This window comes from Alteromonas sp. ABE4_545, from assembly GCF_056161325.1.
The window spans coordinates 46,286-67,784 of the sequence record NZ_JBSWYY010000018.1; the positions used below are offsets into that span (position 1 = coordinate 46,286).

Annotated in this window: 21 protein-coding genes and 1 tRNA gene; 7 read left to right on the plus strand and 15 right to left on the minus strand. The window is 45.0% G+C overall.

The genetic code is table 11. From position 1 onward, the window contains the following. Positions 1 to 83: 83 nt before the first annotated feature. The gene (locus tag ACXAH6_RS14990; RefSeq protein WP_474878099.1) at positions 84 to 512 is read right to left on the minus strand and encodes a DUF3010 family protein; all 429 of its coding nucleotides are present in this window, start codon (positions 510 to 512) and stop codon (positions 84 to 86) included. A gap of 825 nt (positions 513 to 1,337) precedes the next feature. Here ACXAH6_RS14990 and ACXAH6_RS14995 point away from each other — a divergent pair. Continuing rightward, a complete protein-coding gene (locus ACXAH6_RS14995) occupies positions 1,338 to 1,856 on the plus strand; it encodes a hypothetical protein (protein WP_474878101.1) in 519 nt (172 codons plus the stop codon). A gap of 59 nt (positions 1,857 to 1,915) precedes the next feature. On the opposite strand, the gene ACXAH6_RS15000 is transcribed toward ACXAH6_RS14995, so the two are convergent. The 3 genes from ACXAH6_RS15000 to ACXAH6_RS15010 all read right to left on the minus strand — a co-directional run bounded on the left by ACXAH6_RS15000 (position 1,916) and on the right by ACXAH6_RS15010 (position 3,411). After that, positions 1,916 to 2,218, minus strand: coding sequence for an STAS-like domain-containing protein (locus ACXAH6_RS15000; protein WP_474878102.1), 303 nt, complete (start codon positions 2,216 to 2,218; stop codon positions 1,916 to 1,918). Between the two features lie 6 nt (positions 2,219 to 2,224). Further along, positions 2,225 to 3,175, minus strand: a complete 951-nt coding sequence (locus tag ACXAH6_RS15005) for a hypothetical protein (protein ID WP_474878104.1) — start codon at positions 3,173 to 3,175, stop codon at positions 2,225 to 2,227. A 159-nt stretch (positions 3,176 to 3,334) separates the two neighbouring features. Beyond that, positions 3,335 to 3,411 (minus strand) — tRNA-Arg (locus ACXAH6_RS15010). 256 nt (positions 3,412 to 3,667) lie between these two features. On the opposite strand from ACXAH6_RS15010, the gene ACXAH6_RS15015 reads away from it, so the two are divergent. Together ACXAH6_RS15015 and ACXAH6_RS15020 are read left to right on the plus strand one after the other, a co-directional pair. Beyond that, the gene (locus tag ACXAH6_RS15015) at positions 3,668 to 4,063 is read left to right on the plus strand and encodes a c-type cytochrome (protein WP_474878105.1); all 396 of its coding nucleotides are present in this window, start codon (positions 3,668 to 3,670) and stop codon (positions 4,061 to 4,063) included. A 106-nt stretch (positions 4,064 to 4,169) separates the two neighbouring features. Beyond that, positions 4,170 to 6,779, plus strand: a complete 2,610-nt coding sequence (locus tag ACXAH6_RS15020; RefSeq protein ID WP_474878107.1) for an EAL domain-containing protein — start codon at positions 4,170 to 4,172, stop codon at positions 6,777 to 6,779. A 1-nt stretch (position 6,780) separates the two neighbouring features. Here ACXAH6_RS15020 and rep read toward each other — a convergent pair whose 3' ends face one another. Then, positions 6,781 to 8,802 (minus strand): DNA helicase Rep, encoded by a 2,022-nt coding sequence (rep, locus tag ACXAH6_RS15025; RefSeq protein ID WP_474878109.1) that lies wholly within the window; start codon positions 8,800 to 8,802, stop codon positions 6,781 to 6,783. A 153-nt stretch (positions 8,803 to 8,955) separates the two neighbouring features. Here rep and ubiK point away from each other — a divergent pair, with 153 nt between their 5' ends. After that, the gene (gene ubiK / locus ACXAH6_RS15030; RefSeq protein ID WP_474878110.1) at positions 8,956 to 9,201 is read left to right on the plus strand and encodes a ubiquinone biosynthesis accessory factor UbiK; all 246 of its coding nucleotides are present in this window, start codon (positions 8,956 to 8,958) and stop codon (positions 9,199 to 9,201) included. Between the two features lie 57 nt (positions 9,202 to 9,258). Here the strand turns inward: ubiK and ubiA are convergent, their stop codons facing one another. Continuing rightward, on the minus strand, positions 9,259 to 10,131 hold the full coding sequence (gene ubiA, locus ACXAH6_RS15035; protein WP_474878111.1) for a 4-hydroxybenzoate octaprenyltransferase: 873 nt from the start codon (positions 10,129 to 10,131) through the stop codon (positions 9,259 to 9,261). A gap of 4 nt (positions 10,132 to 10,135) precedes the next feature. Further along, positions 10,136 to 10,681, minus strand: coding sequence for a chorismate--pyruvate lyase family protein (locus tag ACXAH6_RS15040; protein WP_474878113.1), 546 nt, complete (start codon positions 10,679 to 10,681; stop codon positions 10,136 to 10,138). Between the two features lie 158 nt (positions 10,682 to 10,839). On the opposite strand from ACXAH6_RS15040, the gene ACXAH6_RS15045 reads away from it, so the two are divergent. Then, complete coding sequence (locus ACXAH6_RS15045; protein ID WP_474878114.1) at positions 10,840 to 11,256, plus strand: flagellar basal body-associated protein FliL; 417 nt, start codon at positions 10,840 to 10,842, stop codon at positions 11,254 to 11,256. On the opposite strand, the gene glpG is transcribed toward ACXAH6_RS15045, so the two are convergent. The 8 genes from glpG to ACXAH6_RS15085 all read right to left on the minus strand — a co-directional run bounded on the left by glpG (position 11,253) and on the right by ACXAH6_RS15085 (position 20,070). Further along, on the minus strand, positions 11,253 to 12,101 hold the full coding sequence (gene glpG, locus ACXAH6_RS15050; protein ID WP_474878115.1) for a rhomboid family intramembrane serine protease GlpG: 849 nt from the start codon (positions 12,099 to 12,101) through the stop codon (positions 11,253 to 11,255). The two genes, ACXAH6_RS15045 and glpG, sit on opposite strands and share 4 nt — an antisense overlap. Positions 12,102 to 12,107: 6 nt before the next feature. Further along, on the minus strand, positions 12,108 to 12,419 hold the full coding sequence (gene glpE, locus ACXAH6_RS15055) for a thiosulfate sulfurtransferase GlpE (RefSeq protein WP_474878117.1): 312 nt from the start codon (positions 12,417 to 12,419) through the stop codon (positions 12,108 to 12,110). Between the two features lie 6 nt (positions 12,420 to 12,425). Further along, a complete protein-coding gene (tdh, locus tag ACXAH6_RS15060; RefSeq protein ID WP_474878119.1) occupies positions 12,426 to 13,454 on the minus strand; it encodes an L-threonine 3-dehydrogenase in 1,029 nt (342 codons plus the stop codon). Then, the gene (locus ACXAH6_RS15065; RefSeq protein ID WP_474878121.1) at positions 13,451 to 14,647 is read right to left on the minus strand and encodes a glycine C-acetyltransferase; all 1,197 of its coding nucleotides are present in this window, start codon (positions 14,645 to 14,647) and stop codon (positions 13,451 to 13,453) included. Before ACXAH6_RS15065 ends, tdh begins: the two co-directional genes overlap by 4 nt. Positions 14,648 to 14,789: 142 nt before the next feature. Beyond that, a complete protein-coding gene (locus ACXAH6_RS15070; RefSeq protein WP_474878123.1) occupies positions 14,790 to 17,240 on the minus strand; it encodes a putative bifunctional diguanylate cyclase/phosphodiesterase in 2,451 nt (816 codons plus the stop codon). Beyond that, positions 17,240 to 18,421, minus strand: a complete 1,182-nt coding sequence (locus tag ACXAH6_RS15075; RefSeq protein ID WP_474878125.1) for a porin — start codon at positions 18,419 to 18,421, stop codon at positions 17,240 to 17,242. The genes ACXAH6_RS15070 and ACXAH6_RS15075 overlap by 1 nt, the downstream gene beginning before the upstream one ends. Further along, a complete protein-coding gene (locus tag ACXAH6_RS15080) occupies positions 18,418 to 18,867 on the minus strand; it encodes a hypothetical protein (RefSeq protein WP_474878127.1) in 450 nt (149 codons plus the stop codon). The genes ACXAH6_RS15075 and ACXAH6_RS15080 overlap by 4 nt, the downstream gene beginning before the upstream one ends. A gap of 132 nt (positions 18,868 to 18,999) precedes the next feature. Further along, positions 19,000 to 20,070, minus strand: coding sequence for a glycosyltransferase family 9 protein (locus ACXAH6_RS15085; RefSeq protein ID WP_474878128.1), 1,071 nt, complete (start codon positions 20,068 to 20,070; stop codon positions 19,000 to 19,002). Between the two features lie 83 nt (positions 20,071 to 20,153). On the opposite strand from ACXAH6_RS15085, the gene ACXAH6_RS15090 reads away from it, so the two are divergent. Beyond that, positions 20,154 to 20,891: a 3-deoxy-D-manno-octulosonic acid kinase gene (locus tag ACXAH6_RS15090; protein WP_474878130.1), complete on the plus strand. Its 738-nt coding sequence runs from the start codon at positions 20,154 to 20,156 to the stop codon at positions 20,889 to 20,891. Between the two features lie 123 nt (positions 20,892 to 21,014). Further along, positions 21,015 to 21,497 carry a pantetheine-phosphate adenylyltransferase gene (gene coaD, locus ACXAH6_RS15095; RefSeq protein WP_474878132.1) on the plus strand — a complete coding sequence of 161 codons (483 nt, stop codon included), beginning with the start codon at positions 21,015 to 21,017 and terminating at the stop codon, positions 21,495 to 21,497. The last annotated feature ends 2 nt before the right edge of the window (positions 21,498 to 21,499 follow it).

Genomic DNA, 21,499 nt, shown 5'->3' on the forward strand with positions numbered 1-21,499 from the left:
AACCGATAGGTAGTTATATGCAACACAGTAGATAAAACCCTATCGAGTTACGTTGATGTTGGAACTCAGCCTTACAGGGAGAATTACAGGTGTTTGCTCATATAGGCCAGTGCGGTTTCAAACGCAGGTTTCTGGAAAACTTTTAATCCGGTCTCGCTAAAGTCCACGTACATGTGGTTATCTTTTAACGCTGCATTGATCTCGGTTGGTGGCATCACGATAACCTTTACGTCGTGGAGCAACTCCAGTGCCGCCTCTAATTTAAAACCAATGGCACCACCGGCAAACTTGCCCTTCATCGGGCGCTGGCGGATAACGATGGTTTCGATCTTGTAATCCTGTACGAGCTGCGCAAAGGATTTCTGAAAATACTTAAGCTCATGGGCGGTAGCGGCTTTTTGCAGGCTCACTTTACGAGTACGGCAGTCAGGAATACGAAACATGCCATTATCCAAATTCAGTAGGGCAATGTTTGCATCATTTCCCGCAAGTTCTACACCACATACACGCATTACAAATCTCCACCTTCAAATGCCATTCCAGAGTATATCGAATTTAGCGGCTACGCGGGCTGATTTTATTACTCATAGAAACTAACTATTAATGAAAAAACAGGTTTGATTAAACAAAGTTGGTTTGATGGGCTAATTACAAAGAAACTAAAAGGGATTATTCATAATGGGGCATGAAATCATTGCACGAATTCACGAATGGCGTTTGGAACATCGGTTTGAGAAAGCCGAACCGGCTTTTTCACTTTAACTTGGAGTTCTGTAAATAACTGTACCGAAAAATTTTCCGATAGCGTGACCGTACAAATTCCCCTTAGGATCCCCATGAGCACTAGGAGCACCGGGAGCACACAGGAGCACTATGATCACTCGGAGCACCGCGAGCACCACAGCCGCCCATTAAGGCTTTGATTTAAGTAAATTTTTAAAAAAAGTTAAATTAAAATGGTAAAAATTTATAACAGCTCACAAGGTGAGTTTCTTTAAATTGTACAATAATCAGCAAAAAGTGCTCACTCCGCGTATAAGCCAACACAAACCATACAACAATTAACTCATTGTTATATAAGAATATTTTTGCAATCATAAGCTCGAAGTGAGACAAAGTTCAATTTGCTCTTTGCGGCGTCCAATCCCGCTAGCGCTTTATTGCAAATTAAACGAGTTGGTGTCCAAAGCCAACTATCACCTGACCGAGCCACGGCTGGCCTGATTACATAATGTTTTTTTGAGCGTCCAAAACTTAAAAGATTAAACATAGTAATGATACAGTGTCCAAAACTGAACGTCTCTCAGGCCAGCCCTTATACTATTACGGATAATCTTATGAATTTAAAACAAAAAAGTGTCAAAGCCAAAAAAGTATCAGAACAAAAAATGGCTCTACGAGAAGAACTATGGGGAAAAGTAGATGAGTCACATATATGGAGTCGCAAAAAGAGTAATGGTTTTACTACGATTCCCAGAACTTTTCCTCTTATTGCCAAAATATTAGATAACCTGGCGAAAAAAGGCTCTCCGTTGTCAAATACATATATGACTATTTGGTGCAGAGTATTTGACGAGTCCTTTATAGAGATTGAAAATCCATCAGTTTTGGCTTCCGAATCCGGCTTTTCTGGCCAAAGAGCAGTTTCAACTTGGAATAGTAGGATGGCAAAGCTACAAGAATTTGGGTTCATCAACGCTCAGAAAGGATCGATATCAGACTATCAGTACGTATTGGTTTACAACCCATATAAAGTGATACAAAAATTGAATGATGATGGATTAATACAAAGAGAGTTGTATTTAGCCCTATTTAAAAGGGCACAAGAAATAGGCGCTGAAGATCTAAAAAAGTAAATTAAGACGGAAACAGTAATTAAATAACAAAAAGCCGACAATTAAGTCGGCTAAAATATTCATATCGCGTTATTCAGAATAGTTTTGTTTCTTCTATCTATCACAGAAGCAACTTTTTTCAAAACTGAACGACTAGCATTTGTTATAGTTAGCTTTTCAAGCACATAGTCAATTCCGTTATTGACAACTAACACACCAAAAATCTCATCGGCATATGATTCTGACATTGAAAGTACGTCACAACAGTTTACTAATAAATGCTCATTTTCATTTAGCTGCTGTTCTATGGCAACTCGTTGCCCTATAGCTCTTTGCCTTGAGGCAAGATCACCAGCAGGCAACTTAATTTCACAATTAATCATGCGAAGCTACCTCCTCGATATTAGTCTATCCATGATATTTTGCTGACTTTCAGACACATAATCATCTGCTGAATTTAAGCAAGACTCTTTAATCCTACATGATAAAACTACACCTTGCCAGAAATTTTCATTTATGCTAAACGATTCACGACCATTAGAGTCAATAGACAAGGTTGCATTACCACTCACTAAATCCAGCTCTCCAGAGTAACCTTTAACAAGCCTCAAAAGGTGATCTAATCCTAATCCTTGGTGATGATTGGCTGAAACCCGAGTTCCAACAGAATAGGACATGGGATTTCCCCCCACCAAATCTGCGGGAACGGTTTGAGCCCACTCGTCTTGATTGTCCGAGTGCTTAGTAGAATTACCCTCCCTCACACACCAGTCTATAGCCTCTTGATGTGATTCAATATTAAAGCCCGCTCTTTTCATCTCCCGAAGAAAGCCAAGGCCAGAATCGGCCAATGCAAACTCAAGGTAATGATCTTCCCCATTACTGTAGGGCACTTGATATTTTTGCGCTAAAGAAAATCCAGTTCCCATTCCATGAGACCAGACATTATCGTGAAGCTCTCCTACGACATAAGTTAGATTAGCAAAACCATCGCTTCTATTAGGAGTCATATTCCTTAGGCAATTATTTATATTAGTAGTACACCTATCAGTGTTATCCGCGGAATTTAGTCGAGTCATCATGGAATAATTACTGCCGCAACCTACTCTTTGGTATGGATAATCGTCAACCTCCCATATCGCCAGAGAAAGACCTATGGCATTAAAATATCCTACGTTATCAGAATGACAATCAAACGATTGATAATTCACATTTCTGAAATCTAGATAGGAAGCTAACGCAACTAAATAACCAGGTCTGTAATAAGCAGCAGGTAATGAACAACTATTGTGCTCATCGATTATTCTATGCAAACCGTTAATAGCGTCGAGCAAATCCAAAAACTTCTTCCTTGATCAGGTGTTAACGTTCTCAATACCCCCAAGTTTATCAAAATTCATTGGCAGTTAGGAATAAAAACCAAAACTGCTACATTTTTGCTACATATTTTGAAGAGAGAGTTTTTCGACTATAGAAATCGGGCTACAGCCCTTTAAAAATGGCGCACCCGATAGGATTCGAACCTATGACCTTTGCCTCCGGAGGGCAACGCTCTATCCAGCTGAGCTACGGGTGCTTTGATGAATGCTGCCAAAGTACTGATTAATAACGAGCACAATCACAGACGCGGCGTATGATACTGAGCGTCACACTTGGGTTCAACTCATTTATTGCTTAATCAGTTCAGCATTACCTGTTTTTGATCAAATAAACGCCGAATTAAACCTACTTTTTGTAGGTAATTAGGCTCAAATGCTTGTAGCGTCTATATTAACTATTATAATCAAAGCGGTGACCATTTCACCGTCGACATATATTGCCTGGAGAAAGCCGTGAAAGTAAAAACGTGGTTGGGTTTATTGGTAGCTGCACTCGCAATTTTTGCTGTTCAAGCTCAAGAAATGACAGACGAAGCAATTAAAGAAAGAATTAAGCCTGTTGGTTCGGTACACATTGCGGGAGCCCAAGCGCAAGCCGCGAATGTGGCTATGTCGGGAGAAGACATTTTTAATAATGCCTGTGTGGCGTGTCACCAAGCGGGCGTATTGGGCGCACCTAAACTTCACGATGCCGCTGATTGGCAACCGCGATTAGATGAACGGGGCTTTGATGGCTTGTGGAAAAATGCCATTAATGGCTTCAACGCCATGCCACCAAAGGGCACGTGCATGAAATGCAGCGACGACGATATTAAAGCCGCTATCGAATATATGATGGAAGGAATTTAACCCTCGTTTGGTGGTTAAATAACCGAAAAGGTAGTTTTTTATTCGTGAATAAGGTAGTTTAGCGAATTACCTTTTTTGTTCATTCTCAGTTGCACTAATAATAACAATGTCATCATCGCAGCAATATGAATTGTCTGAAGAAGAATTGCGTGAGCTAATTCCGCAACTTCAGCAACTCACAGACAAATACAAGCGCGCTGAGCGAGTGCAAAAAGCACTCTTTGACATCTCTGAACTGTCCAGTTCTATTAGCAACCTGCCTAACCTGTATCCAGCCATTCATGAAATCATTGGCGATTTCATGAATGCTGATAATTTCTTTGTTGCCTTTTACGATTCAGCTAAAGAGTTAGTCGATTTTGCCTACTTCGTTGATGAGTACGACGAACAGCTTCTTAAACAAACGCCGGCAGATCAGATTAAAGACGGTATTACAGGGTTTATTTTACGCACAGGTAGAGAAGTATTTTTTGAGCGCAAAAGCAAAGATAGATTCTGCGAAGAACACAAAATTAGGCTGGTAGGCTCGCATCCACACCAATTGATCGGTGTGCCGCTTAAACGCGGTAGTCAGGTGATTGGCGCAATGGTTGTGCAGTCATATGACGAGCGAGTAAGCTACAGCCGCGAAGACCTTGAAGTGCTCTTGTTTGTGTCGCAACACATTGTGACTACGGTTGATCGGGTAAAGAGTCGCGAGTTAACCGAAAACACCATTAGAGAGCGCACACGACAATTACGTAAGATGAATGACGAGCTACAAGAAGAAATTCTTGAGCGTCAGAAGGTCGAGTCGCTTCAACAAGCTTTGTTTGAAATATCTGAACTAGCGGCAACGCTGGAAGGCGATATGGATGCATTTTATAAGCATCTCCATGATATTCTAGCCCGCCTTATCAGCGCACCTAACTGTTATATTTCAACGGTGTCTGAAGATGGCACTCACTTAGAATTTCCCTATTTTAGCGATACTCAAAACCCCTACCCCGTTAAACGGGAGATTGGCTTGGGTTTAACCGAGCTGGTATTGCGCTCTGGCCAAGCTGAACTAATTAACCCCCCTCGCGTGTTGTCTTTGGCGGAAGAAGGCCAAATTGATGTTTCTGTGGCACAAGCAATGCTCCAGAATGCGAACTCTTGGCTCGGTTCACCTTTAGTTGTTAAGGGCGAAATATCGGGTGTTATTGCCGTGCAAACCTATGGCAAATTTGCAAAATACAATGCCAGAGATTTAGAGCTATTGCGGTTTGTATCGCACCACATTGCGGTTGCGATGGAGCGTAAACGCAGCACTGAAGCAATTCAGGCTTATAATCAACAACTTGAACAACGCGTACAAGCTCGTACCGAAGAGCTAGATAAAGCCAACCAGTTTTTAAAAGAGCAAATAGAAGAGCGTAAAGAAATTGAGCTAAAGCTCATTCACGACGCTCACCACGACACGCTGACAAACCTGCCAAATCGCGCCATGTTTACCAGCCGACTCGAATTAGCGATTGCCAATAAACAGCGCTACGCAGAGAACTTGTTTGCCGTACTATTTATCGATTTAGACAGATTTAAGGTCATTAACGATACCTTAGGCCACCACGCAGGTGATGAGTTCTTAATCGAAGTGGCTAAACGTATTTCACTGTGTATTCGCGGCCATGATTTGTTGGCGCGATTAGGTGGCGATGAGTTCGTATTGTTGCTAGATAATTTCGAAAGTCATGCCGACGTAGAAGAAGTAGCAGCCCGCATTATTGAGTCTATCGCAGCTCCCTTTTTACTCGAAGACAAAGAAATGTACTCGGGAGCCAGTATCGGGATTACTCACTTAGAGCCATACTACCAAAGCGCTGAAGAAGTTTTGCGTGACGCCGATGCCGCGATGTACCAAGCCAAAACACTTGGCCGCGGACGTTTTGTTATGTTCGACAAAAGTATGCGCGAGCGCTTGTTGGAGGAGTTGGAATTGGAAAATGAATTCCGACGCGCCCTTCGCGACAAAGAGTTTGAATGCTATTTGCAGCCCGCCGTCGACCATGTATCAGAAAAGGCGATATACCACGAAATGTATATTCGTTGGGAGCATCCAACTCTGGGCAAAGTCCCCCGTGAACAGTTTAGAGAAGTCGCGGAGCAGAGTGGTTTAACCCTGGATTTTGATTTATTCCAATTAGCTAAAGCGTGCGAGCTTATCAGTGAATGGAAAAACCAAAATCACGTGATGCGCGACGAGAAAATTGCCGTTAACGTGTCGATCAATCACCTTTTGCAAAATGCCCACGTTGCCAAAATGCTCGACATTATGCTTTCTACTAAGGTGTCTCCCGAGCAACTTGTTTTTGAATTTGATGAAAACGACTTAAACCGACGCTCACAATATATTTTACCGGCAATTAAGAAGCTAAAACGTGCAGGGGTAACTCTGGTACTCGACAACTTTGGTAGCGGTTTGGCGTCGTTGAGTTATTTATTCTCCTACCCCTTTGATTTTATTAAAATCGATCACCGCTTTGTGAAGTCGCTACCACGCTCGCAACGCAATGCTAAGCTGATCCAGTCTGTTATGCTGGTGGCAGAACACCTCAAGTTTGCAGTGATTGCAGAAGGCGTAGACGGCCCAGCACAACTCGAAGCGCTGCAAGACATTGGTTGTCGTTATGTTCAGGGTAAATACATAGGCCGTGCAACGAACATCTCAAGCGAAACAATTAGTCGCGTAGGATAAACTACGACTTATTTTGCCCCAGCATACTGCGTAAATTAGCAATACTCGCCTGCCCTTTTTGCTGACGCACTTCCGCACTTTCTTTTTGTTTTTTGTTTTCCCAAACCAAATCATCTTGAGGCAACTCATACAAAAAACGGCTGGGCTCTGGATTTAGCACTTCGCCAAATTGGCGTCGTTCTCGCGCTAATGAGAATATTAATTCTTTTTGCGCCCGCGTTATTCCAACATAAGCCAAACGGCGCTCTTCATCCACATTGTCTTCATCAATGCTGCTTTGGTGAGGCAGTAAGCCTTCTTCCATTCCAACCAAGAACACATAGGGGAATTCAAGCCCTTTTGACGCATGCAGTGTCATTAACTGCACTTGGTCGGCCTCGCTATCTTCTTCGCCCCGTTCCATCATGTCGCGCAGAATAAGGCGGTTTACCACCTCTTGTAAGGTCATAGGGGCGTCTAGTTCGTTACCCTCTAGCATATCGGTTATCCAACCAAACAGCGTACTTACGTTGGCCATCGCCATTTCTGCCGCCTTAGGGCTACTACTGTGCTCGTAGAGCCACTCTTCGTACCCCATGGCCCTGATCATGCCTCGCAATGCGGCAATAGTATCGCCACGTACCGCTTGGTCAGACAGCTCCACCATCCAACGCGCAAAATTACTCACCGACAAATACGCAGTGCCTGACAACACGCCACTCAAGCGATCATCACAGGCGGCTTCAAACATAGACACACCCAGCTCATTAGCAAAATTACCGAGTTTTTCTAATGTTGCGCGGCCAATGCCTCTGGTGGGAGTATTGATGATGCGCAACAGCGCATTGTCGTCGTCTTGGTTCACCAACACACGCAAGTAAGCCATGATATCTTTGACTTCTGCTCGGCCAAAGAACGACATGCCTCCACTTATCTTGTAAGGAATACGGTTACTCATTAACAGCTTTTCGAAGAGTCTGCTCTGATGGTTTCCGCGATACAAGATTGCATAGTCTTTAAAAGATGTATTCTGCATAAACTTGTGTGCAATGAGCTCAGCAACCACACGCTCGGCTTCGTGCTCTTCATTTTTAGCCATGAGGACTTTTAAAGGCTCACCATAGCCGAGTTCAGAATACAGTTTTTTATCAAACAAATGCGGGTTGTTTTGAATAAGAATATTAGCGCAATGCAGTATACGGCCTGACGAGCGATAGTTCTGCTCAAGCTTAATGACTTTTAGGCGCGGGAAGTCTTGTTGGAGCAAGTGCAAATTTTGCGGGCGAGCACCACGCCAAGAATAAATAGACTGGTCGTCGTCGCCAACCACGGTAAAACGCGCCCGCTCGCCAACCAAGAGTTTAACCAGTTCATATTGGCTGGTGTTGGTGTCTTGGTATTCGTCCACCAGCAGGTAACGAATTTTGTTTTGCCATTTTTCACGGGCTTGCTGATTAGACTTCAACAACAACGTGGGCAACAGAATAAGGTCGTCAAAATCAAGAGCGTTGTACGCTTTTAAGTGATTTTGGTATTGCTGATAGACCAAGGCAAAATCGCGCTCGCCAGGGCTAATCGCTTGTTTCAGTAGTGCCTCTGGTAACAACAAGTCGTTTTTCCAGTTGGAAATACAGCTCTGCAGCAATTGCAGTTGGTCTTTATCGCCATCAAGGGTGTCGGCGGTTAAATCAGTTAACAACGCCATGGCGTCTTTGTCGTCAAACAAGGAAAAGCCCGCTTTTAAACCCAGCGCTTTCACTTCTGATTTAATGATATTTAAGCCCAACGTATGGAAGGTAGACACCTTCAACCCTTTCGCTTCTTGTTTACCAAGCGTTTGTCCCACACGCTCTTTCATTTCCCGCGCTGCTTTGTTGGTAAAAGTGACCGCCGCGATATGGCGTGCCATATAGCCACACTCACGCACCATGTAGGCGATTTTGTTTGTAATTACACGGGTTTTACCACTGCCTGCGCCAGCCAATACTAAGCATGGGCCAGAAACAAATGTCACAGCAGATTCTTGTGCGGGATTGAGCTTCATTTAAATACCTCTTGATACAGGCGCGCAGTGTATAGAAAAGCCCGTAAAACACCAAACCAATTGCGTGATGATCGCGTAAGGGTTAATAATAACGTTAAGATTCCCCCGTTAGTATGTAGAATGCTAACTTACTCAGGAAATGCAGGAAAGACCATGTTAGACCCCAAAAAGCTCGAAGAAATCGCTAAACAGCTTGCCGACGCTTTGCCAAGTGGCGTGAAAAATGTCGCAGAAGAAGCCGAAAGTAAAATGAAACAAGTGCTGCAAGCGCAACTGAGCAAGCTAGATGTTGTAACCCGCGAAGAGTTTGATATTCAAAGTCAGGTGCTTATTCGCACACGCGAAAAACTAGAAGCCCTGGAAAGCCGATTAGCGAAACTGGAAGCGCAGGATAAATAAGTGCGGTTACCAGCCAAGAGAGCATCACTGCTTTTGATGCTCTCGTGATAGCAGGTGTTATGGCCACCAATAATGGGCGGCTAACCCAAGGAGTACGGCTAACCCTGCATAATGGTTGTTGAGAAAAGCGTGAAAGCAAGGGTCTCGTTCGCGGTCTCGAATTAACCACTGTTCGTACAGGAAAAAGCCCGCCATCCCCACGAGCCCTGCATAAGCAGCTACACCCAAATCTAAACGCTGGAAAACCCAAACCAGTATAATCAACACCCCTAGCTGTAATAAGCCAATAATGAGCTTGTCGTGCTGCCCAAATAGCCGAGCAGTAGACTTAACACCTATTTGAATGTCGTCGTCGCGGTCAACCATGGCGTACATCGTATCGTAAGCTACCGTCCACAATAAGTTGGCGATAAATAACCCCCAACCCCACCATGGAATAGTGGCGTTGGTCGCCATAATCGCCATAGGAATAGCAAAGCTGTAAGCCGCTCCCAACACAAATTGAGGCAAGTGTGTAATGCGTTTCATAAAGGGGTAGCACGCCGCCAACCCTAGTGCCACAAACGACAACGCAATCGTTTGCCAGTTGAGTAACAGCACTAAACCAAATGCAACAAGTACCATTAGCGCAAACAACTGGAGCGCCTCTTTGGGGTGCACATCACCAGCAACAATTGGCCGTTGCTTAGTGCGTTTTACGCTGCCGTCGAAATGTCTGTCTGCATAGTCGTTGATCACACATCCCGCAGAGCGCATCACAACTACCCCAGCAACAAAAATGAGTGTTAGCCCCACACTGGGGTGCCCGTTACTCGCCATTAACACCGCCCATAATGTGGGCCACAGCAATAAGTAAATGCCGATAGGGCGGTCAAGACGCATTAAGCGGTAATAGTGGGGGGCTTGTGAAAAAGATAAACGCAAAGTCATATCGTTACCCAGCATAAGCAGGCGAACCAGGCAAAAATACCTCAGCCACACTCATACAAAATTGTTGATAGTAAAATCGAGAACGACGCCCCCACAATGCTTGTGTGGGTTTATCAATAATATGATTGATCGACTGATGAGGCTCAATACAGCAAAGCTCAAAGGAAGAACGCTCAAATCGGCTGTCGTTGAACAAAAACTTACCCAATGGCGTAGTGCCAAGTGCCTTAAGTGCAGCCTCTGTCAGTGCTTGCGGAATGACCGAACGCGCATAGACCCAAGGCTGGCCATCGCCGAGTAATACCACTTCACGCACATCGTATTGCACCTCACTTGGGTTTGACAAGTTATCTAACTCTTGAGCGAGTAATGGCGCATTTCCCTGACCAATTTTTTGCAATGAAAAGTGTTGGCATTGAGCTTGAAGTCTATCAGTCAGTGAACCTGTATTCAGTAGCCACTGTTTGAGGGTGCCGGCTTCAAGATTGACGCTTTCTGCAGGTTGCCATTCAACATCAAGGCCCTGAGGAAACCGAATATCAGAATACAAAACGCACTTTCTCCTTTCGTAAATTGACCTTATCGCCAATCAGACGCCACTTTACCCATATCAGTGATCCTGCGCAAAGATCTTATTAGCGATTTCTCAATTAAATTTGCTACACTGTACATAAAGAATATTGCATTAAAATCAAGGCGCTTGACATCATGAAGCTTTTCGCTCGATGGATTTCAGTTTTGTTGTTAACTTTGGGCTCATTGAGCTGGGCTTCTACGGCTGCCGCTCAAGGCACAAATAACTACGCTTACTTGGGCTTAGAACCCGATATTGTGACCAATTATTTGGGCTCTAACGCCAAAAAGCTCGGTTATGTACGTGTGACCGTGGAGCTGATGATCAACGATGTTGATCAACTTGAAATTGCAGAGCATCACATGCCTTTGCTGCGAGCTACTGCTATCGAAATTTTTGGCCGCCAACCACAGGACAAAGTGAAATCGTTAACCGGGCGCGAAGATATCCGTCTGGCTATTCTTAAAGCGATTCAAGAACAACTGAAACTGGAAACGGGTGCAGAAATTGTGAAAGATGTCATTTTCACAAAATACCTCTACCACGGTTAAACGCGTTTGGGCTGGTAAACTGTTGCCAATATTGCAGCCAATGCACAGCCCGATACTAACCCAATGGTGTGAGCGGTATTCGCCATGCTCACCCATAAAATATCCGCATAGCCCATTACCAACCAAAACAGCATAAAGCCGATGATTGGCTTAGGTAACATCAACCCCCATTGGGGACGTAGCCAACCGCAAATCCAAACAAACCCCATTTGTGCGTAAACCACTCCCGACAAGCCACCAAAGTTGGGGCCATTTATTTGTAATTGCGCCACATTAGATGCCAATGCGGAAACCGCAAAAACAACAAACAACATGGTCGTTCCCAGCGTCCGTTCTATTTGCTTACCGAGTACCGTCCACCACAATAGGTTAAACACAACATGAAGTATGGAGAAGTGAATGAAGGCTGGTGTTATTAAGCGCCACCACTCATGACTTTCAGCTAATTGGGAAAGCGGAAATATCCGTAAGCTTTGTGCAATGGTAGGCCATGCGCCCACAATTGAAGCAAGATAAACTCCTGCGCACAGCAACAACATCACTAGGGTGAGCGGCGCCCCAGAAAACCACGCGCTGACTTGGCTAAAAGAGAACTTGTTGGTTTGGCTTAGCGTGACTTGCTTTTCTGTGGTCCAAGCGGCTTGCTGGTATTTGGGGTCGTTAGGCTGCTTGATGAAAGCTTCGCAAATGGCGGTAATAGTAACAATATCGGCGTCTTCAGGGGCTGAAATACGAAAAAACTCCCCTTCTCGTTCAACGCTTACCGCATACCCTTGTTGCTCTAAATAATTGGCTAACAAGAGCGCAAAACGCTCTTGTTTAAAACCGACAATAGATACAGCCATCGCGAATTAGTCTTGGCTAATTGGCATTGATTGTTTCCAAGCTTCGAAGCCACCATCCATACTGAACACAGCTTCGTAGCCTTGTTCAACAAGAAACTGAGCCGCTTGTTGACTGCTTACACCGTGATAACACACCACAGCAACAGGCTTGTCTTTGGGCGTTTGCGACATAAATTCGGCAACCGTATCATTATTCAAATGAAACGCGCCTTCAATGTGACCCGCATGAAACGAATTAGGGTCGCGAATATCCACCACCGCCAAATCTGCTAGCTTCTCTGCCACCTCTGCCACACTAATATGTTCAAATTGCGCCATAATTTTTTACTTTGTCCAATCGAGAATGACTTTGCCCGAATTACCCGACCCCATAACATCAAACCCTTGCTGGAAGTCATCAATGTTGAATTGATGCGTGATGATAGGCGACAAATCCAGACCACTCTGCAGCAAGCTTGCCATCTTGTACCAAGTTTCAAACATTTCACGGCCGTAAATACCTTTAATGGTCAGGCCTTTAAATATCACTTGGTTCCAGTCGATAGCGACATCTTGAGGTGGAATCCCCAACATGGCCACTTTACCGCCGTTGTTCATGTTATTCAGCATATCGCGAAACGCAACAGGGACGCCAGACATTTCCAAGCCTACGTCAAACCCCTCGGTCATGCCAAGGTCGTTCATGACGTCTTTCAAGCTAGTCGTACTAACATTAACGGCTTTAGACGCGCCCATTTTCTCGGCCAACGCCAATCGATACGGGTTAACGTCGGTAATAACAACATGTCGCGCGCCCACATGACGAGCCACAGCTGCGGCCATAATGCCAATGGGGCCTGCACCAGTAATTAATACGTCTTCACCCACTAAGTCATACGACAACGCTGTGTGAACCGCGTTACCAAATGGGTCGAAGATTGACGCTAAATCGTCGCTAATATTGTCTGGGATCTTAAACGCGTTAAAAGCGGGAATAACTAAATATTCCGCAAATGCGCCTGGGCGATTAACCCCAACACCTTCTGTATTGCGGCATAAATGACGGCGTCCCGCTCGACAGTTTCGGCAGTGACCACAAGTAATATGCCCTTCACCCGACACGCGGTCACCCACGTTGAAACCTTGCACTTCTTGGCCCATTGCGACAACTTCGCCAACATACTCATGGCCTACAACCATAGGCACGGGGATGGTATTTTGCGACCATTCGTCCCAGTTATAAATATGCATGTCTGTGCCGCAAATAGCGGTTTTACGAATTTTAATCAGAAGGTCGTTGTGACCCATTTCAGGCTCTGGCGTATCGACACACCAAATGCCTTTTTCGCGTTGGGTTTTCGCTAATGACTTCACGCGATCACTCCCATTTCTTTACCAACTTCAATGAAAGCATCAACAGCTTTGTCTACTTGTTCAAGTGTATGACCCGCAGACATTTGAGTACGGATACGCGCTTGGCCTTTTGGTACCACAGGGTATGAGAACCCAATTACGTAAATACCTTTGGTAAGTAAGCGGTCGGCCATTTCAGCAGCCACTTTAGCATCGCCTAACATCACAGGAATGATTGGGTGGTCTTTACCGCAGAGCGTAAAACCCGCCTCTTCCATGCGTTGACGGAAATGTTTGGCATTACGCCACAACGCAGCACGTAAGGCTTCGCCTTGTTCCATCATTTCAAAGACTTTTAATGATGCAGAAACAATGGGAGGCGCAACGGAATTAGAGAACAAATAAGGGCGTGAACGCTGGCGCAGTAATTCAACCACTTCTTTTTTGCCTGAGGTATAACCGCCAGAAGCACCGCCTAAGGCTTTACCCAATGTGCCTGTGATAATGTCAACGCGCCCCATAACATCACAATATTCATGGCTACCACGGCCGTTTTCACCTAAAAACCCCGTTGCATGGCAATCATCCACCATCACCATAGCGTCGTATTTATCAGCAAGGTCGCACACACCTTTCAGGTTTGCGATCACACCGTCCATTGAGAACACACCATCGGTTGCGATCACAATAAAACGAGCACCGTCTTCACGAGCTTGTTTTAGCTGTTGTTCAAGCGCAGCCATATCGTTGTTCGCATAGCGATAGCGTTTTGCCTTACATAAACGTACACCATCAATAATACTGGCATGGTTCAGAGCATCTGAAACGATAGCGTCTTCTGGCCCAAGTAAGGTTTCGAATAAACCGCCGTTAGCATCGAAACAAGAAGGATACAAAATGGTATCTTCCGTACCCAAGAATTGACTGATTTTTTGTTCGAGTTGTTTGTGAATATCTTGCGTACCGCAAATAAAGCGTACTGAAGCCATACCAAATCCGTGGGAATCTAGCCCCGATTTTGCCGCTTCAACCAATGCAGGGTCGTTCGCTAAACCCAAGTAATTATTTGCACAAAAGTTGAGTACTTGGTCACCTTGAGCAGTCGCAATATCTGCTTGTTGCTGAGAGGCAATGACGCGCTCATGTTTGTACAGGCCATCATTTTTAATTGAAGTTATTTCTGCCTGGAGGTGAGAAATAAAAGCGTTCGACATGCTTTTCTCCGTAGCCAATAAAAGGCGCATATTGTAATTGAGCAGTGCTATAGGGTATAGCGCTGATAACTAAAGGGTTGTCGTACCAAAGCCAATGGGTGTAAACAATTCAGCACACCTTTTGAGCAAAACCTCTCTAAACCTAAAAACGCCAGGTGTTTTGCTGGCAATGGGTTGCTAAGGTTTGCCACAACTGCTTTTCGGGAATGGGTTTACCCATAAGATAGCCTTGACCGTAGTCACACTCAAACTCGATTAGACGAGCGTACTGTGCTTTGGTCTCAATGCCTTCTGCTATCACACTCAGCCCCATACTTTTGACCATTTTAATAGTCGAGGCAACTATGCTGTTGTTATTGTCGCTTTGCATCATATCGGCGATAAACGAACGGTCAATTTTCACGAGGTCAGCGGGGATCGACTTTAAATAGCTCAGCGATGAATAACCGGTACCAAAATCGTCAATGGCGATTTGGCATCCCAAGGCTCTAATTTCACTCATCACCTTAGTGGTACGCTCTATATCTGCAACTAGGGCTGTTTCAGTTAACTCTAACTCTATTAGGGCTGGATTAACCTGATACTGCTTCAATTTGGTGGTTAAAAACTCGATTAAATTTATATCCACAAATTGCGACGCTGAGATGTTTACCGCTAATTTAACGTCGTGATAGCCGTTGATGTCGAGGGCATTGAGAAGCTGAATACCTCGCTCCAACACCCAGAAATCCAATTGCACCATAAACGCAGTGTTTTCCAATGCAGGAATAAAATCACCGGGAGGGATTAACCCTTTTTGCGGATGTTGCCAACGAATTAAAGCTTCAAATCCAACGAGTTTGTGATCGTGTAATGAGAGCTGTGGCTGCAATGCTAAAAAGAAGTGGTTTTCTCTCAGTGCAATTCTGGCCTCACTTTCTATCTCAACCTTCTGCATGACTTTTCTGTTCATCGTGCTATCGAAGATGCGATATGAAGACCCTTGACGTTTTTTCGCCTCATACATGGCAATGTCGGCATGACGTAATAAGTCACTCGTAGTCACTGCCGTTGCGGGTGAAATGGCCACACCCACACTCAAAGACATGTAAAAGCTGAACGTATCGATTTTTACCGGCTCATTGAATTTGTTCAATAAGCTATGCAGATACATTTCTACGCGTTCGCGAGTGACAGATTGTGCAAGTACCACAACAAATTCGTCACCGCCAAAACGAGCAACAATTTGCCCTTCAGTGATCACAGATGTCATGCGTTTAGAGGCATTAAACAACAACTTATCACCCACGTCGTGACCATAGCTATCGTTGACTTTTTTAAAGTCATCGAGGTCGACAAACAGTAAGGCAATCGCTTCATTCTGCTGTGACAACTCAGCGATGAGACGTTCTAATTTTTGTGTTAGCGCATTGCGATTGGGCAAGCCTGTTAGTGCATCGAACATCGCCAGTTTTTCTAGTTTGGCGGTGTGCTGCTCTACGCGATAATCCAAGGCTTCGAGCTGTAGTGCGAGGTCGTCTGCTGCACTTTCTAAAATATCTAATTCGTCGTGAAAGGTCGGTGGTTTGGGTTTGTTGTGGATTTGATGCGTGCGAAACGCGTCGTATTCACGCTTTGCCAACAGGGGCAAACGACGACTTAGCGTCATTAATTTTTTGCCATAGCGGTGTAGCAGCAAATAAATACTCACACTAAATACAACAAACAGAACCAAGGCGGCAATAATGATAGACAGCTGGTTACGCTTGGCTGTGTTAGCAAGTTCCGTGACGTCATCGACCACAAGAATGTAATATCCCTGCGCTTCGCTTAACGAAAAAATATCGATTTTGCTGCCAGCTAATGGCATCAGCATCACGTGGTAGGAAGCATCTCCGTCTTTTACATTCATTCCTGTGCTGTACAAGGTTGATGTGTTTTGACGATTAACTTTACGCATAATACTGTCATAAAACGTCTCTAATTCGTGATTAACTTCACCAATAAGGTTCACCTGCACGTGTTGTTTTTCGTCGGTATCTACATCAACCAATGCCACCCGCGATTGAGCCGCTTTACCTAAAAGCGCGAGGATTTCCTGCATTGAAGAGCGCATTAGATAGATGGCATGGGTGTCTTTCGATTTTCTAACCGGTAAACCCACAACGAAATAACAAGCTCCACTCAGGCAATCAATGCGATAAGTTGGCTGGAGTTGTAATCGCGTTAAGGATATTTGCTGCCAGTCATTGGCGTTTAAGATAAGTTCATCACCATAAGAAACGGTGTCGTCGTCTAATATCAGCCAGCTTTGTTCTATCTGCCAATGAAATTGCTGAAAAAACGTCGCTTGTTCGAGCTTTAACTCCAACCGTTCATCGTCACGTAAGAAGTGCGTCACGCTCTCGGCCCAAATCACCAAACGGCTGGCAAAGGTTTCGACGATAAATTGATATCGGGCTTGATGCTGCTGTTGAATAGACTGATATGCTCGCGCTGTCTGTTGTTCACCATGAGCAATTAACAAGCCCCCTAGTGCCAAGAAAAAAAGCAACATGAGACAGACCATCACCACCATGACTTTACTGCTCAAAGAGATAAATTTTCTCTTCATTAGAACCAATACATTACTTGTACAGACCACATATGCCAGTATTCTTCCGCCTGCACTAGGCTGTCAGGCGTCAGCACTTGCTTTAAACGCCCCGCCCCGTGCGTGCGAGAATATTCACCGTACACTTTCCAATTAGATGCAAACTGCCAGCTAAGCCCAACCGTTCCCATATCCATGAACCCGTAATACCGAGGAATGGTGTCATAAGACGATGCTTGTAATTGATAGCCATGGCGGTCATTTTTATCGTTGTCGTGGGTATCGTATCGCAGCAAAAGAGCCAATTCGGGCTTGATAAAGTATCGCCATTGCACATAGCCACCTTGGCCGATGCGATCACTGGAAAATACCACCCCATTTGCAAATTGGCCTTGGTATGAAAAGTCTTCTTGGATCAACTCGCTGCTCAGTTCCCATTTTTCCGCCATATAACGCAACGACAACATATAGCGTTTCACTGAGTTGTCGCCGTATAGCAAGCCATCGATTTCGGCCGGCTTATAAGTAAAGGTTGAGTCGAGATAACTCACTCCAACAAGCCATTTTAGTGAAGGGGGTTGCCAAAACACGCTCATTTGATGCACATAGTCTTGATGCACACGCCCTTGCGCCATTGGGCCTACTAGCGCTTTCGTTTCGCTTTTGGGAATGGGAGAGCGGCCGTAACTTACATTCACTTCCCAATTGCCGGCATCACTGTACCGCGACGCTTGAATATCCAACCCATCACTACTCAGAGCAACATCGCGAATTGCGTCGTAATAAATCGATTGAGGCAACACAGCTGTACTGCGAGTCTGTGGCACATCTCTTGTTGCTGAACTCAGCCAATGGCGGTTTTTATAGCGCCCAATGTGTAAGTTAACATGCCAATCGTTAAACTCAGGCAAGCCCCAATCAACAAAGAGATAATCAACCCTTGCCCCTTCTCGATAGCGGTTACCACCATTGAGGTACACAACCTGACCAACCACATTGAGGTTTGGCTTCAAACTGTAGCGCCCATTAATACCCGCCTCGGTCAGGGCTAAACTCACCTCGTCGTTGTCTGTAACAAATTCTGTATCGACAGATTGAGTGACCCCTTGGCTAATAAATCCATGCCAGCTAAATTCATCTGCTACCCCTATGTTGCTCATGAACATCCATGCCACCATTAAGACGAGAATACTTTTCTTCATCCACCCAACTCCATTGATACAAACTTGATGCTCATCGACTCCCATCCGGGTTTATTTGCAACGTAACCAATAGCCCCTTTGGTGGTGTTTACACGTTCGACCAACTCTCTTTGGTTGGTTACGATAATGGGGCTGTCGCCCAATCCTGAGTAGGTAATTTGATGCCATATATGCTCAAGTTGATAGGGGTACATGGCAAGTAAATCGGCGCAAAAATTGCGATGGACATCAGTGTTGGCTGGCAACACAAAAACAGTGACTTTGGTGCCGTCAGCCCAAAACTGGCGTCTTCCGGCAAATAGCAAACGCAAGTCTGTTCGCGATAACGCTGTGGTATCTACCGATTGATTAACGATGATTTGGGGAGACGCGGCAACACCTGTCGACGTGCAAAAGACACTCAACGTGAGAGAAATAACTATAAGTTGAACAAGATACTTGTGCATTGTGTACTCCCTTCACAACCTGCACGCGAAAACTTAGTCGGTTTATAACGTTATGTTAATCATTGCTAAAGAGTGTAGAAAAAATCTGCCAATTTGCTAGTCAAATCGGCTATTTAATATAAAAAGCCTAGGCTATTTCACTGCCGTTTTATTAGTATGTAAAGCTAGCCCAATGGCCTCGATAACTGCATCAACAGAGATTTTTTGCATTAATTCGGCTCCTTTTACCCGTGTTCCGTAAGGCAATGTGTCCCATGTTTTACCATGCTGCTCGATAACACATTCATCATACACAGATACCACAAACTGCTGGCTTAAATATGGCCCTGTTCGGCGTGGGTTGGAATGAGCATAAAGCCCAACAACGGGCGTACCTACGGTTGTCGCCATATGCGCTGGGCCAGTATCAGGAGCGATAACACAGCGCGCTTTATCAAGAATAGCAAGTTGCGCTTTAAGCGAGGTTTGTCCAACGAGGTTAACACTCACGTGAGGCGTTTTGGCCAAGATGGCAGTTGCCATGTCTCGGTCTAATTCGCCCGGCCCGCCGCAAAGCACAACAGGGATGTTCTCACCGGCTAAATAGTCACACACAGCGGCGTACCGCTCGGGTAGCCAATTGCGCTCAGCTTTTGATGCCGTGGGACACAAGACTACATATTCTTGTAAGTCGGTAAGCAATTGATGCGCTTGGGTATAATCTGATGGCGCGACAGGCATATGCCAATGTGGCTGATGGTCTCCCGGTACGCCTAGTGCGTCGGCGAACGCCATAAAGCCTTCAAGTACATGAGGAAATGCTTGTTTATCTACACGGCGATTGATAAATAAACTATGGCCTTCCTTGCTGCGCGCTTTGTCAAAACCTAGACGAATTTTTGCTTTGATCACGCGCGAAACCCAATTTGCCCGCAGCGCAACTTGCATCATGCAGAGCGCATCAAACTTGATATGCCCTATCGCCGCCTTCAACGCTTTTACACCTGCCCGGCCCTGCTTTTTATCGAATACCACAAATTCAACGCCCTCAAGACCTTTGAGTAACTGGTATTCAACTTTGCCTATCACCCACGTAATAGCGACATCGGGACGATGCTTTCTGATACGTTGCACCATTGCCGTAGCGTGACAAACATCACCAATTGCTGAGAGTCGGAGTAAACAAAGCTGCGCATTTTGAGGCAAAGTGTATGAAGTTGACAAAGATTTTCCTGCGGACCACTGAATATTGCCGCTAATTTCATTACAATCTGACGCATTACACAAGTCATTGTCGAGAAAATTCTATGCGGCCTGCCGTTTCACGTGAACCCAATCACGTGACTTTAATACGCACACCAATGCCTATCGACGGGTTGGCCCTGTCGTCTATTACAGATCAATGGTTCGACATTGACTACTGGGAAGAAAAAGGGAGCATAACGGGTAGCGCAGATGGCAGAGGCACAACGCACTTTATTCATCATCAAGGCTTTGATTTCGTGCTCCGACGATATCGACGTGGTGGATTGATTCGCCATGTAAGTCGCGACAAGTTTGTCTTTACGGGCATACAAAATACCCGCCCTTGGCAAGAACTCACGTTACACAGCTATATGCTTAGTAAAGGGCTGCCGGTTCCAACCGCTGTTGCAGGTAAAGTAACTCGCATTGGCCCTTGGTACACCGCCGACTTATTGAGTTTGCGTATTCCTCATGCCCAAGACTTACACCAATACTTATTAGCCAATGTGGTTAACGAGAAACAGTGGCATAAAACCGGCGAAGTGATCGCGCAATTACACAATGCACAGGTTTACCATCACGATCTCAATATTCATAACATCATGATGGACGCAGACAACAAAATTTGGATTATCGATTTTGACAAATGCGGTATTCGACAAGGCGACAAATGGAAGGCACAAAATCTGGCACGTTTGCAACGTTCATTGAATAAAGAGTTAGGCAAATATCCCCACTACCATTTCAGGCCTCAAGACTGGCAGGCATTACTTTTGGGTTACCAAAACACGGTCACCTGAATAGTAAATCGTGTAACGCGGATCGCTTACTGAGATATTTGTACGCTCAGAATGCTCCTTTCAAATTGCATCTATGAGTAATTCCCGTTACTGTTTTTAAAATGATTTTTGAATGACAGAATTATGCACACCCGAGCTATCTACCCAGGTACGTTTGATCCAGTAACCAACGGTCATGCAGACCTTATCGAACGCGCTGCACGCATGTTTAACCACGTGATTGTTGGCATTGCCGCGAACCCCAGCAAGCAACCCTTGTTCTCTCTTGAAGAGCGCGTTGCCTTGTTAACCGAAGTTACGGGAAAGTTAGACAACGTCGAAGTGCAAGGCTTTACGGGCTTGTTGGCCGATTTCGCAAAGCAGCAAAGTGCAACCTTTCTCATTCGTGGCCTCAGAGCAGTGTCTGATTTTGAATACGAATTTCAATTAGCGAATATGAATCGCCGGCTAAACCCTAATTTAGAGAGTGTCTTTTTGACCCCAGCCGAAGAAAACTCATTTATCTCTTCAACCTTGGTGAAAGAAGTAGCGTTACACAAGGGCGACGTGAGTCAGTTTTGTCACCCTGTGGTCAAAGAAGCCCTCGATAAGCGCTTGCATCCGTAAGC